Origin of the sequence: Paraburkholderia sp. BR14374, from assembly GCF_040948685.1 — a bacterium.
Lineage (GTDB): Bacteria > Pseudomonadota > Gammaproteobacteria > Burkholderiales > Burkholderiaceae > Paraburkholderia > Paraburkholderia youngii.
Genome location: NZ_JBFPKF010000031.1, coordinates 13602 through 27123 on the forward strand (window position 1 = coordinate 13602; position 13522 = coordinate 27123).

The window sequence follows — 13522 nt, forward strand, 5'->3', positions numbered from 1 at the left end:
CTCACCATGAGCATCAAGGGATACAGCATCGCCACGATCGACGAATTCGTGGGCCGCGAGTTGGGCGTATCGGATTGGGTCGTCGTCGATCAGGCAGGCATCGACGCGTTCGCACACTGCACGGGCGACCGGCAATGGATTCATGTGGACGTCGAGCGCGCCAGACGCGAGAGTCCGTTTGGCGGCACGATCGCGCACGGCTATCTGACGCTTTCGCTGCTGGCCGCGCTCGCCATGGAGATCGGCCTGATTCCGGAAGACGCGTCGGCGGGCCTGAACTATGGGCTGGACAAGGTGCGCTTCATGACGCCGGTAAAGGCGGGCGCCCGGGTGCGCAACCGCGTAAGCCTTGTGTCGGTGGAGAAGAAGGGCGGCGGGCGCATCATCGTCAAGACGATGAACGAACTGCAGATCGAAGGTGAAGAGAAGCCCGCGCTGGTCGCCGAGACCCTCGCGATGCTCGTGGCGTAATTCGGGCGTTCAAGGACGCGCAATGCGTCGCACAAGGAGCAAGAAAATGGCGGCAACCGCGAAAGACAATTCGCATAACGAACAGATTGACGATATCTCAGCGTCGGCAACGGAAGGCATGCTTGGCCCCAATCCGTTTGTCGGACTGCGGCCGTGCGATATCCTGGCCACGGCGCAGCAGATCGGCGCGCAGGCCGTGCGGCAGCCCGCGCTGCTGGTCGAACAGGAGGCGGCGCTCGTGCGTAATCTCGTCGCGGTGCTGGGTGGCAACGCGAAGAGCGCACCGCCCGCAGGCGACAAGCGTTTCGCAGACCCCGCGTGGCAGGACAACACGTGGTATCGCATGGCGCTGCAGGGCTATCTGGTGTGGCGCGACGCGCTGAGCGGGTTTGTCGACCGCTCAGCGCTGGACCCGAAGAGCAAGGAGCGCGCGCAATTCGTGATGTCGCTCTTCACCGATGCGCTTTCGCCCACGAACACGCTGCTCGGCAACCCGGCGGCGCTCAAGAAAGCGGTCGATTCGGGAGGTGCAAGCCTGATCGGCGGCCTGAAGAACGCCATGTTCGACATGCTGAAGAATCAGGGCATGCCCGCTCAGGTGGACAAGAGCGCCTTCGAGGTGGGCAAGAACCTCGGCACTTCGCCGGGCGCGGTGGTGTTTCGCAACGAGGTGCTGGAGCTGATTCAGTACAAGCCGGCCACGGAGCAGGTCTATGGCCGCCCGCAATTGATCGTGCCGCCGCAGATCAACAAGTTCTACGTGTTCGACCTCTCCGAAGGCAAGAGCATCGTCGACTACCTCGTGAAGAACGAGTTCCAGGTGTTCGCGGTGAGCTGGCGCAATCCCACGGCAGCCCAGAGCCACTGGGACATGGATACCTACGTCTCTGCGCTGCTGGAAGCCATCGAGGCGGTGCGCGACATCACCGGCAGCGAAGACGTGAACCTGCACGGCGCATGTTCCGGCGCGATGACGATTTCGGCGCTGCTCGGCCATCTCGCGAGCCGCGGCGAAAAGACGGTCAACGCGACGACGCTGATGGTTGCCGTGCTGGACAGCACCGCCGACTCGCAGCTTGGCCTCTTCTGCACGCCCGAAGCGATCGCGGCGGCCAAGCAGAACAGCCTTGCGCGCGGCGTCCTCGCGGGCGAGGAGATGGGGCGCGTGTTCGCGTGGATGCGGCCCAACGATCTGGTGTGGAATTACTGGGTCAACAATTACCTGCTGGGCAAGGCGCCACCCGCGTTCGACATCCTCTACTGGAACAACGATACGACCCGCTTGCCCGCGCGGTTTCACGGCCAGCTGCTCGACATTTTCACGGGCAACCTGTTCAGCAAGCGCCACGCGCTTACGGTGCTCGGTACGCCGATCGATCTCTCCGAGGTCACGTGCGACACCTACGTGGTGGCGGGCATGACGGATCACATCACGCCATGGAAGGGTGTTTACAACACGGCGCGCACGTTCGGCGGCAAGACGCGCTTCGTGCTCAGCTCGAGCGGTCATATCCAGAGCCTGATCAACCCGCCGGGCAATCCGAAGGCGAAGTACTTCATGAACCCGGAACTGCCTGCGGAGGCGGATGCCTGGCTCGCAAGCGCCACGCCCGAAAAGGACTCGTGGTGGGGCAACTGGCGCGAGTGGCTGGCCAGCCGCTCGGGCGAGCGCCGCAGCGCGCCGGCATCGCTCGGCAACGAGCGTCACGCTGCGCTCGCCGACGCACCGGGAACGTACGTGACCGAGGCCTGATATACGCCCGTCGTTCTTACGCTGTGCATTGTTTTTTCAACGTAGTACTAATGGAGCTTTAATCGTGGAATCTACCAATCCGACTCATCTTTTCGCCGAATACACGAAGGTTCTCGGCCAGTTCAAGCTGCCGGGTGTCGATGTGGCCGCTATTCTCGAATCGCGCCGCAAGGACATCGAGGCGCTGGCCCAGGCCAACAGCGCGGCGCTCGCGGGCGTGCAGTCGCTTGGTCTGAAGCAGGCCGAGATCCTGCGCACGACCATGACCGAGCTGCAGTCGCTCGTGGCGAAGCTGGGCGCGCAAGGCGCGGCGCCGGGTGCGAATGCCGGCGAAGTCGTGCAGCAGGCGCTGCATAAGGCGCTCGTCGACATGCAGGAACTCGCGGATACGGCTTACCGTGCGCAGTCGGACAGCATCGCGGTCGTGACGAAGCGTGTGGCCGAGCACGTCGAGGAGCTGAAGGCGCTCCTGCAGCCGAAGAAGTAAGAGGGTACGGCGATGCAAAGCGCCGATGTTTCCAATGACGCGTCCCGCAGCGGGACACCCGTGCAAGAGATCGAGCAGATGAGAGCAGAGGCTTGCAGTCCCGATTCGAGCGGTGGCCCGGCCAGCATGCAAATCCAGACCGTCGACATTGACGGTCAGGTCCTGCGCGTGGGCGTCCGTCACGGCAGCGACGCTTCCCCGCCGCTGCTCCTCTTCAACGGCATCGGCGCGAATCTCGAGCTGGTGGAGCCGTTCGTCGAGGCGCTGGGGGACGTGGGCGTCGTCATCTTCGACGTGCCCGGTGTCGGCGGGTCGCCCGTGCCGCTCGTGCCGTACCGCTTCTCGACGCTTTCCGTGCTCGCGGACAGGCTGCTGACGCGGCTCGGCTACGACGGTCCGGTCGATGTGCTCGGCGTCTCGTGGGGCGGGGCGCTCGCGCAGCAGTTCGCGCGCCTCTACCCCACGCGTTGCCGCAGGCTCATTCTCGCGGCGACGTCGCCGGGCGTCATCATGGTGCCGGCGCGGCTCTCGGTGCTCGCGAAGATGATCGGACCGCGCCGCTACACCGACCGCAGCTATATGAAGCAGGTGGGCGCCGAAATTTATGGCGGTGCTTACCGGCGCGATCCCAGGTTGCTGGAGGAGCATAGCCGGCATATCCATCCGCCGCGCGGCCGCGGCTACCTCTATCAGCTGCTGGCCGCGTCCGGCTGGACCAGCCTGCCGTGGCTCGGTGCGCTGCGTCAGCCCACGCTCGTGATGCACGGCAACGACGACCCCGTCGTGCCGCTGACCAACGCGAAAATCCTGGCGGCCCGCATCCGCAACTCGACGCTCTACGTGATCGACGACGGTCACCTGTTCCTGATCGCGCGTGCGAAGGAAGTCGCGCCCGTAGTGCGCCGTTTCCTGCGCGAGGAACTGGCGTGAACGAGTCAGTCAGCGAACAAGTCAGCGCGATGCCCGACGGCGACGAGAGCCCGCTGAATGCGGCTGACCGGGCGCTGGCAGCAAGCAAGACGCGGCGTCTCAAACGGATGCAGCGCACCGCGACAAGTCTGCTCGCGGTCGTGTTCGCGGTGCTGCTCGCATGCGTTTTCCTGCAAGCGAAATATCCGTGGCTGGCCGGGCTTCCCTGGCTCAGGGCATTCGCTGAAGCCGGCACGGTGGGCGCCATCGCCGACTGGTATGCGGTGGTCGCGCTGTTCCGGCGGCCGTTCGGCCTGCCGGTTCCGCATAGCGCGATCATTCCACAAAACCAGCAGCGCATTGCGGAGAGCCTCGGCAAGTTCGTCGAGGCCAATTTCCTTGCGCCCGAGCTCATCACAGGCCGCCTGACCGGTCATAACGCCGCGCAGGCGCTGGCCCTGTGGCTCGCCGAGCCGCGCAACAGCCGCGCCGTCGGCGACGTGGTGGCCGACTCGCTGCCGCGCCTGCTGAACGGCATCGACGACACACAGGTCGAGCAATTCTTCGAGCGCGTGGCCACGCCGCAACTGCGCACGCTCGACGTTTCCCGCGCCATCGGCGAGGTCCTCGAAGTCCTGACCGAAGGCAATCGTCACCAGCCGCTGCTGGACCGGGGGCTGGCAGGACTGGAGCAATGGCTCGCCGCCAATGTGGACCTCATCAAGGCCAAGTTCAGCGAAGCGTCGCGCTACACGCCCGCACCGCTCGATGCGTATATCGTCAGGAAGTTCGTCGAGGGCATCGTCGCGCTGCTGCATGAAGTGGCGGCGAGCCGGGAGCACGCGCTTCGACACCAGTTCGATGCAGCGGTGCAGGACCTGATCGTCCAGTTACAGCGTTCGCCCGTGTACCGGCGTTTCGGCCGGTCGCTGATGCGCGACTGTCTCCGCCATTTCAGAAACGAGGCCTATGCACCGCGCTTGCTGGACCACGTGCGCGCGCGCGTGATCGCCGATGTCGAACGTGACGATTCCATCGTGCGCGGCGCGCTGGCAGGCGTGCTCGCAACGCTTGGCAGGAGCGTGAGCGAGGAGAGCGCGATCCAGCACAAGCTCAACGCGTGGTGGCTGGAACTGGCGCGCGAGCTGGTGCTGCGCTATCGCCATCGACTCTCGGCGCTGATCACCGACGTCGTGAAGGGCTGGAACGCGCAGGAGGTCAGCGGCAAGATCGAGGCGGAGATCGGCCGCGATCTGCAATACGTGCGGATCAACGGCACACTGGTGGGCGGAATGGTCGGCGTGTTGCTGCATGGGCTCGCGCTCGTCATTGTGATGTGACGCGCCGGACGATTCAGACGCTCCCGACCAACCCCAACGATTGCGCCCGCGCCACCGCCTGCGCGCGTTTGTCCACCGAGAGCTTCACGAAGATGCTCTTCACGTGCGACTTGACGGTCTCCGGCGCGATGCCGAGCGTGCGCGCGATTTCCTTGTTCGACTGGCCGTGCGCAATCAGCCCGATGATGTCGCGCTCGCGCGCAGTGAGCGCCTCGCGCTCCGCATTGCGCGCGCGCTTGTCGCCTGGCTGGTACAGTGCGCGGCTGCTGTCCAGCAAACGATCGACGTAGGCCAGCAGCGCCTTCGCTTGCGCCTCGCCGCGCAGCGCTTCGCGCACGGCCTGTAGCAACGGCACGATCTGCGGCCCCTGATCGACGATGGACTGGTAGAGCCTCGCGGGCGCTGCGGCCTTCAAGACTTCGCGAAAGGTCTCGACGGCCCGCGCGCGCTCGCCTGCCGCCATCCAGACGAGCGCGAGCACCGTGCGCAGGCGCAGCGCGAGATAGCAGCCGTGCCGGCACTCGATGGTTTGCAGCGAGGCCGTCAATGTGTCGGCGGCGTCCTGGGTGCGGCCCTGTCCCATCGCGAGATACGCGCGCGCGAGCCCACGGTAGGTGGCGATTTCGGGAGCCGCGGACGTTGCGGCAGCGCTGGCCGCATCCGCGAGCCGGTCGAGCTGCACCACACTGGCCGCGGCTTCCACGATGCGGCCCTCGGCGAGGTTGAGCCGCGTGCGTTCGACGAGGGCGCCGGCGCTCAGGCGGTCCCATTTGCGCGCGTAGGCCAATGCCTGCGCCCGATCAATCAACGCATAGGCCTGCACGGTGTCCGAACGCGCCCCGGCGGTGCGGATCAGCATCCGGTAAGCCATCAGCGCGCTGTCGAGCAATACGGCGGCGTCGATCACGGGCATCAGGTCGCTCACCAGCGCCTCGGCTTCGTCCAGCCGGCCTTCCTCGTAGCGCAGCTGCCCGATCATCGGCGCGACCTGTGCGACGGCGATGGACTTCGGGCCGGCATGCTGCTCCGCGAGCCGCATGGCTTCCTGAAAATAGCGCTCGGCCAGCGGGAAGTGCAGTTGCTGCATCTCTACGTGGCCCAGCAGCGTGAGCCGGTAGACCGACGCGAACACGTTGCGCGAGTCTTCCTCGATCGAATACGGAACCCATGGCACCGCGTAGAGCGCTTCCAGGTTGCCCGTTTTCCAGTGCGCGAAGCGCACGACGTTGGAGGCCACGTTGGTGGTCCAGATATCGGTCGATGGCCGCTCGAGGCAGGTTTGCGCAAGCGCGAGGCAGGCGTGCGCGTCGTCCTGAAGGGCGGCCACGACGGAGCGGATTGCCTGGCATTCCCAATGAACTGGCCCGGAATCGGTGCTCGATGCATCGGCGCCCGACGCATCGGCGTCTTTCTCGATCGTGTCGAGCATGGCGAGCGCTTCGTCGAAGCGCATGGCGAGCGCCATGCCCCAGGCGATGGCGAGCGTGACCTTGATCTGCGAGCGCATCAGGTGCGCCGGGAACTGCCGCTGCCAGCCGAGCAGCGTGAGCAGGTCGCCTTTCGTCACCAGCGCCATGGCGCAGCGGCCGATCAGCGACACCGCCTCTTCCGTATCGCCCGCGGCGATGGCATGCCTGACCGCGTCGGTCCATTGCGCCTCCTGCGCGTACCACTGGCAGGCGCGGCGATGCAGGTCGGCGACCTCGTCGCGGTGCTGCGTTTGCAGGCGACGGCGCAGGTATTCGCCCATCAGATGATGGAAGCGGAACCAGCTGCCGTCGAGATCGAGCGGTTCGAGCAGCAACTGGCGCGCGGCGATCGACTCCAGCATGGCCTGGCTCGTTCTGACGCCGGTGAGCGCCTCGCACAGCGGCGCGTTCAGCCGCTCGAGTATCGAGGTGCGCAGCATGAACTCGACCATGCCGCCCGGCAGGCGCTTGACCATGTCCTCCAGATACGCCGCAAACGGGCGCGATGCGCCCGAGGCCGGCGCGACCTCCGCACCCGGCTTGTGAGCGACGCGCGCCAGCACCGACGCGGAAATGCGCAATGCGGCGGCCCATCCCTCGGTGCGGGTAAAGAGCGACTTGATGCTGGACGCATGCAGTTTGCCCGGGCATTCGTGCTCGACAAAGCTGCGCGTTTCGTCGAAGTCGAAGCGCAACGTGGAGGCGTCGAGCTCCAGCAGGCTGTTGCGGGCTCGCAGGCGGCCGAGCGGCAGCGGCGGGTCGGTGCGCGTGCAGATCACCACGTGGACGTGCGACGGCGCGTTTTCGACCAGAAACGACACCGCGTCGTGGATGGCCGGCAGGCTGATCAGATGGAAGTCGTCGAGGAAGATGCAGACCTCGTCGGCGACCTCGACGAGCTCGTTGATGAGCGTCGAGACGATCGCCTGCGCGGGCACCAGCGACGCCGCTGTCGTGAGCCCGATGGCCGACGCGCCGACGTTGTCGCACGCCTGCTGCAGGGCCTGCGCGAGGTGATAGAGGAAGCGCGCGGGCTCGTCGTCTTCGCTGTCGAGCGACAGCCACGCCACCAGTACACCCTCCCTGCGCAAGCGCTCCAGCCAGGTCAGCGCAAGCGAGGTCTTGCCGAAGCCCGCCGGGGCCTTGATGACGGTGAGACGTTTGTTCTCGGCCTCCCCGGCGAGGCAGACCAGGCGCGGACGGTCGATCAGGCCCGCGGGCAACCGGGGCGGAAAGATCTTCGTCGCGAGCAAAAGTGGAGGTCTGGCCGCGAATGCCCCTCCAGTCACCGCTCCTGACGCTTCGGTCACGTGCATGGGCTGCTCCGTGTCAGCGGGTTCGCCCCGGCTGCGTCCCCTGTTTTTCGATGGATCACCCCTGTATGGGGGATATTGCACCGCGTCAGCCTGAGAGACCATGGCATCTAATGAAGCGGACGGAAAAATGATAGCCCAACCGCTACGAAGCTGGTGCGGTTGAGCGCGACGAATTACGTTGCAGCGCACAAGGCCCCACCTTGGGAAGCAGGGAGAACAGTTCGTTCTACGGACCATTTGGACGATCTAAAGGAGCGGAGCAGGCAATGAAAGTACTTGTAACAGTCAAGCGCGTCGTCGATGCAAACGTGAGAGTGCGCGTGAAAGCCGACGGCAGCGGTGCGGATGTCGCAAACGTGAAGTTCTCGATGAACCCCTTCGACGAGATCAGCGTGGAGGAGGCCGTTCGCCTGAAAGATGCCGGCGCCGCGACGGAAGTGGTCGCCGTGTCCTGCGGCGTGCAGGGCTGCCAGGAAACGCTGCGTACGGCGATGGCGACGGGCGCCGACCGCGGCATTCTCGTCGAAACCGACGTGGAGCTGCAGCCGCTCGCCGTCGCCAGGATTCTGAAGGCGCTGGTGGACAAGGAGCAGCCGCAGCTGGTGATGCTCGGCAAGCAGGCCATCGACGACGACGCGAACCAGGTCGGCCAGATGCTGGCTGCGCTGCTTGACTGGCCGCAGGCGACGTTCGCCTCGAAGGTGGAGATCGAAGGCGGCAAGGCGGTCGTGACCCGCGAGATCGACGGCGGCCTGGAGACGATCGAAGTCGACCTGCCCGCGGTCATTACGGCCGATCTCCGTCTGAACACGCCGCGCTACGCGAGCCTGCCCGGCGGCTGGCAGATGGCGCGCGCGGCGGCGGTGGCGTCGCAGAAGCTGGGGGCGCAGGAAGATCCGGAGTTCTATCAAGCGAAGCTCGCCACCGCACGGTTCTACGCGGAAAAGATCCTGCCCAAAGCGTCTGCGTTGCTGGAGGCGATCAAGGCCGGCACATCGGGCGCGGTCGTCATCGAACAGCTGTAAAGCAGTTGCACGGAATTTTCAGAAAACCTCCGTTGAATTCAATTCGGAATCCACATCAAAATGAAAGTGAAGAAATTCGTATGTCTCGCCCTGATACCCGGGGCGATATGCAGTAGCGCGATGGCCCAGAGTGCGGGCAGCCTCATCACCAGCGTGGGCGGGGCATGGCTCGACTTCGGGCAATCGTCGGCGACGCCCATGACAAGCACCACGGCGTTCGGCACCTATACTTCGCCGGGCACGGGCGGGCAGATCCACAATACGTTCACCGCCGAACTCTCGATGACGTATTTCGTCACGGACCACATCGCGCTCGATCTGGCGAGCGGCATACCGCCCAAGCTCAAGCTCTATGCGCAGGGCAGGGTGACGCCAGTCGGGCCGAGCGGTCCGGGGCTCGACCTGGGCAACCTGCAGCCGCTCGCCACCACGCGATCATGGCCGCCGATCCTCTTCGTGAAGTATTACCTTGGGGATGCGCAGTCGAAATTCCGGCCGTTCGCGGGCGTGGGCGTGAATTACACATGGTATTCTCATACCGAACTCAACTCGACTTTTAGCGGCGCATTGCAGCAGTTCGCCGGGCCGGGCAGCCATGTCGAGAGTTCCTTGAGTCCCTCCTGGAATCCAGCGTTCAATGCGGGCGCCTCATACAATTTCAGCAAGAACTGGTACGCTACGGCGTCGGTCACCTATTTGCCGCTCAAGACGAATGCGACAGTGACGGCCTATGCCGCCAATGGACAGCCTGCGCTCACGAACAAGACGCGAATCACTGCGAATCCATGGATTACGTTCGTGGGGGTTGGATACCGATTTTGATCAGACTGGATGCGCGACTCGTTCGGCCCGGCGCTCGCGCCCCTTCCATCGACATGGATAAGCGGCTAACACCATTGTGCAGTTGAGTTGCGGACCGCTTTGCGCTTAAGCTTCTATTGCTGGTCGAGCCGGCGAGCCGATTGTTCAAGGAGAAGATGCTCGTGAAAGTCTCTCATTTGCCTCGATGCGTCGCCCTCGGCGCAGCGTTCGTCTCGAATGCGATTTATGCACAGGAGATCGGCGCCAGCCTCGATTGCCATCTCGGTCCCCACACGTTCATCGAGCAATTGGTCGATGAAAAGGAGATCGATCCTGTACCCATGAAGGTGTCGGCCAACTCGGTCAACGCGTACCGGCTCAGGCCGAATCAGAACTTGACGGCACTCGGATTCAAGGTGCGAGCCGTCTTCGGCTTCTCCCCGAACGACGACATGTTCATCCAGAAAATCAGAGAAGGTGAAACGCCCCATCTCGTCTATGGTGTCGTCGTCATGGCAGGGAAAGAGGCGGTCAGCGAACGCTTTCGCGAAACGGGTAGCCCGGCGACGGTAAGGGAAGTCATGCCGCTCGTCATGACGGCGGTCATTTGTGACAAATAGCCTTGCCCCGAACACATCATACCCCCTGAATCATTCCCGCCGGCCGGTCAGAATGGCGGGTGACACTCGAAGGTCAGTTCCGTTCCTTGTTGTTCCAGTTCGTGCCCGCTGCGTATGAAATTCAACCGGGTGCCGACCTGCATGCCGCGTTTGGCGCAGTAGTCACTAGCGCTGCTGACGGTCTTTCGATATCCGCTGACCTACGACAGTCGAGCGCCCCGCGTATTGGCGGTGACGGTAAACACATTCGGCTTGTCGGTAGCGGCGACATCCGAAGTGCTCGTGCAGGCCGCCAGGGATAGAACACAGGCGGCGAGCGACGAGCAGATGAGCGGATTTTGCAATCCGCTCCGGGCGATACCCAACAGGTCAAGGCTGCTCACAGCGACTGCTCGGATGCGACGGTCGCAGACGGTGCCTCGGCAATGGCCGCTGCGCGCTGCGCGAGAATCTTGACAATAAAGTCCCAGGCCATCAACAGGGCACCCACGGCGAACACGATGTCTCCCGGCATGCGCATCCACTGCCAGAAGGTGGTGGTGCTGTAGAACTCGAGGCTTCGCGCATACGCATAGCCGTGCGTGTAAACCGCTAGCAGTTGCGAGCCAGCCAACCGGGTAGAAGTTCAACGCGATCCACATTACGAGGCCGGCGTTGTAGAGCCAGAATGCCCATACGCCGCAGCGGTCGCTCCACGCGCGATGGCCGTTCAAATAGCGCAGGACCATGTAGATCAGACCAATGGCGAGCAGCCCGAAGGCGCCGAACATTGACGTATGCGCGTGGTTCAGCGTGAGGAAGGTGCCATGCTCGTAATAGTTGACCAGCGGCGCATTGAGCGTGCCGCCGCCGAACACCCCGGCGCCCACGAAGTTCCAGAATGCAGAGCCGAGAATGTAGAGATAGGCAAGTCGATACGGGAAATCCTTTTCGTGCTGGATGTGACGCTGCTGCTCGATGGCTTCCAGCACCAGCAGGAACAGCGGCAAGACCTCGAGGAACGAGAACATGCTGCCGAAACTCACCCAGAGGCTCGGTTCGCCTGCCCAGTACATATGATGGCCAGTGCCGAGCACCCCGCCGACCATAATGAGGATCCATTCGAACAGCACTGCGCGCTCAACCATCTGCCGCGACACCAGTTCCAGCGCCATGAGGAAGTAGCCGGTCACCGCTGCTGCGAACAACTCGAAGGCAAGCTCGACCCAGAGGTGCACGACCCACCAGCGCCAGAAGTCGGTGATCGAGAAAGACGGGTTGGGCGAGCCGAACGGAATCATGCCGAATACATAGAGCACCGTGACGCTCAGCGTGGCGGCCCAGAGAAGATGCTCGATGCGGAACAGGCCGTAGAGCGTTCCGCCGCTTTGCCTGAACAGGGCCTTGAGGGTGGGCCAGAATGCACGCAGCAATACCAGACACCAGACGGCGAGACCAGCAAAGAAGAGAACTTGCCAGAAGCGGCCCAGTTCGAGATACGACAGTCCCTGATTGCCGAACCAGAACCAGTGTGCACGGATGACGCCCATCACACCGAGGTAGTCGCCGATCAGCGCCCCAGCCACGATAACTACCAGTACCCAGAAAATGAGGTTCACCAACGCACGCTGCCCGGCAGGTTCACGCTTGCCGATCAAGGGCGCGAGGAACAGGCCCCCGGCGATCCAGCTCACGCCGATCCACACGATCGGCGCCTGCAGGTGCACGCTGCGCAAGGCGGCAAACGGCAGCCACTTGTCCACTTCGATGCCGTAAAAGCTGGTGCGATCGGTGTAGTAGTGCGCCATGATCGAACCCGCGAGGATCTGTACCAGCAGGACACCGGCCACCACCAGGAAATACTTCCAGAGCGCACGCTGGCTGGGCGTGGGTTCCCTGAAGCCTCGTAGCACCGGTTCGAAGGTTTCGGTCCCGGCCTTGGGCTCGATCCAGAGGCGAAAGATCATCAGGATCGCGCCGATCGCGAAGAATATCATCGTGAACGAAATCCACGTCCACTGGAACGTGGCAGCGGTGGGCGAGTTACCGACGAGGGGCTCGGGCGGCCAGTTGATGGTCCATGAGTAGTCCTTGCCGGGCCGGCGTGCGACGGTCGTGAGCGACGAATACAGGATGAAGCTCGCGGTTTGCGTGGCGGTGGATGCGTCGAGCGAACGTGCCCCTGTATAGCCTTGCGCAAGGTTGTCGCTGAGCAGCGCTGCGCTGATGCGTGGCCGCAACGTCTGCATCGCCTGAGCCACGCTGTCCGGAAGCACAACCTGCTGCTGACTCAGGTCGATGCCCTGAAGTTGTGCCTGCATGGTACGCGTGACGCTTGCCTGCTGATCGGCCGTCGCGGCGTCAAACGACTTGCCGTAGCGAGATAACGCCAGATTGTTTCGCACCTCCTTCGCCAGCTCGACGAGGTACTTGGCGGTGAAATCTTCGCCAAAGTAGGACCCCATGCCATACAGGCTGCCGAAATCCATCAGATCCGCTTGCTGAAATCCCGACTTGCCCGCGACGATGTCGGCGTAGCTCATCACCGGTGCGCGGTTGGGCGCGACCATCTGCTGTGGCAGTGGCGCTGCCTGCTGATAGGTGGCGCGCGTTGCCAGGATCATTCCCACCCAGCAGAGCGCGGTGACCACGATGAAAACCCAGATCAGGACCCGGCTCGTGCGATCTTGCGGACAACGATTGCCCGCGGTGAGCGGTTTTGCATTCATGGTTCCATTCCTTCGCGAAATGCCCGTGCACAGTCTTCGGCGATCAAATACTCGTTTGCGATTCCGAGTATCAGTCGTTTGCGGCTGCCAAGTGGCGGATTGGATAGATCTGGAGTGTGATCGGTTTCAATTTCAACAAGTGATAAGCAGTCCAAATGCAGGTGATAGCAATTGACCTCCGGCGCCACGAGAGCCGTGCAGCACCCGGAGCGGATATCATCATGTCGCAATTGCGAAAACAAGAAAATCGTACCAACGGCTCGCGTAGTCCCCCAGAAGGGTAGTGGGATCATACATGTGTATGTTGGGAGTCGTTCCGGGTTAGAAAAACGAGTTGCACGTTTCGGCCCGGTTGCGCCGGTACGATTCGGATGGCTATGAATTCATTGCGGGCGAGTTGTCATTGGGTGGCGGAGCACGTCCCGAGCAGTTCGACTTCCTGTTTGCGATGGCCGGGAAAAAAACCGATGTTGCAGACGAAGACGAAATGCGCTTCGGCGAGTCGCCCGTCGTTATGCGAGCGCTCAATGTTTATTATCATGCCGTTGACGCGTTATTCGACGCGCTGCCGGAGCCGCCGTTACAATCGGCTTGCCGGGGACACCCTGATCGCAGCAATCTAC

At 63.4% G+C, this 13522-nt stretch carries 10 protein-coding genes and 1 pseudogene; 9 read left to right on the plus strand and 2 right to left on the minus strand.

Annotated elements, in window-relative coordinates; all coding sequences use genetic code 11:
• Positions 1-6: 6 nt before the first annotated feature.
• The 5 genes from AB3X86_RS35070 to AB3X86_RS35090 all read left to right on the plus strand — a co-directional run bounded on the left by AB3X86_RS35070 (position 7) and on the right by AB3X86_RS35090 (position 4960).
• The gene (locus AB3X86_RS35070; RefSeq protein ID WP_368599504.1) at positions 7-471 is read left to right on the plus strand and encodes a MaoC family dehydratase; all 465 of its coding nucleotides are present in this window, start codon (positions 7-9) and stop codon (positions 469-471) included.
• Positions 472-517: 46 nt separating this feature from the next.
• Positions 518-2224 (plus strand): alpha/beta fold hydrolase, encoded by a 1707-nt coding sequence (locus AB3X86_RS35075; protein WP_368599505.1) that lies wholly within the window; start codon positions 518-520, stop codon positions 2222-2224.
• 64 nt (positions 2225-2288) lie between these two features.
• Positions 2289-2711 carry a TIGR01841 family phasin gene (gene phaP / locus AB3X86_RS35080; protein WP_176365821.1) on the plus strand — a complete coding sequence of 141 codons (423 nt, stop codon included), beginning with the start codon at positions 2289-2291 and terminating at the stop codon, positions 2709-2711.
• A 78-nt stretch (positions 2712-2789) separates the two neighbouring features.
• The gene (phaZ, locus tag AB3X86_RS35085) at positions 2790-3641 is read left to right on the plus strand and encodes a poly(3-hydroxyalkanoate) depolymerase (RefSeq protein WP_368599506.1); all 852 of its coding nucleotides are present in this window, start codon (positions 2790-2792) and stop codon (positions 3639-3641) included.
• 140 nt (positions 3642-3781) lie between these two features.
• A complete protein-coding gene (locus tag AB3X86_RS35090; protein WP_368599507.1) occupies positions 3782-4960 on the plus strand; it encodes a DUF445 domain-containing protein in 1179 nt (392 codons plus the stop codon).
• Between the two features lie 13 nt (positions 4961-4973).
• Here AB3X86_RS35090 and AB3X86_RS35095 read toward each other — a convergent pair whose 3' ends face one another.
• On the minus strand, positions 4974-7745 hold the full coding sequence (locus AB3X86_RS35095) for a LuxR C-terminal-related transcriptional regulator (protein ID WP_368599508.1): 2772 nt from the start codon (positions 7743-7745) through the stop codon (positions 4974-4976).
• Positions 7746-8011: 266 nt separating this feature from the next.
• Between AB3X86_RS35095 and AB3X86_RS35100 the strand changes: the two are divergent.
• The 4 genes and pseudogenes from AB3X86_RS35100 to AB3X86_RS35115 all read left to right on the plus strand — a co-directional run.
• Positions 8012-8578: pseudogene (locus AB3X86_RS35100) on the plus strand (electron transfer flavoprotein subunit beta/FixA family protein); the annotation flags it as partial.
• Positions 8579-8590: 12 nt separating this feature from the next.
• Positions 8591-8770: an acyl-CoA dehydrogenase C-terminal domain-containing protein gene (locus AB3X86_RS35105; protein WP_368599524.1), complete on the plus strand. Its 180-nt coding sequence runs from the start codon at positions 8591-8593 to the stop codon at positions 8768-8770.
• Between the two features lie 60 nt (positions 8771-8830).
• Entirely contained in the window at positions 8831-9592 is a 762-nt protein-coding gene (locus tag AB3X86_RS35110; RefSeq protein ID WP_368599509.1) for an OmpW family protein, read from the plus strand.
• 155 nt (positions 9593-9747) lie between these two features.
• Positions 9748-10191, plus strand: coding sequence for a hypothetical protein (locus AB3X86_RS35115; protein WP_368599510.1), 444 nt, complete (start codon positions 9748-9750; stop codon positions 10189-10191).
• Positions 10192-10391: 200 nt separating this feature from the next.
• Here AB3X86_RS35115 and AB3X86_RS35120 read toward each other — a convergent pair whose 3' ends face one another.
• Positions 10392-12899, minus strand: coding sequence for a nitric-oxide reductase large subunit (locus tag AB3X86_RS35120; RefSeq protein ID WP_368599511.1), 2508 nt, complete (start codon positions 12897-12899; stop codon positions 10392-10394).
• Positions 12900-13522 lie beyond the last annotated feature (623 nt).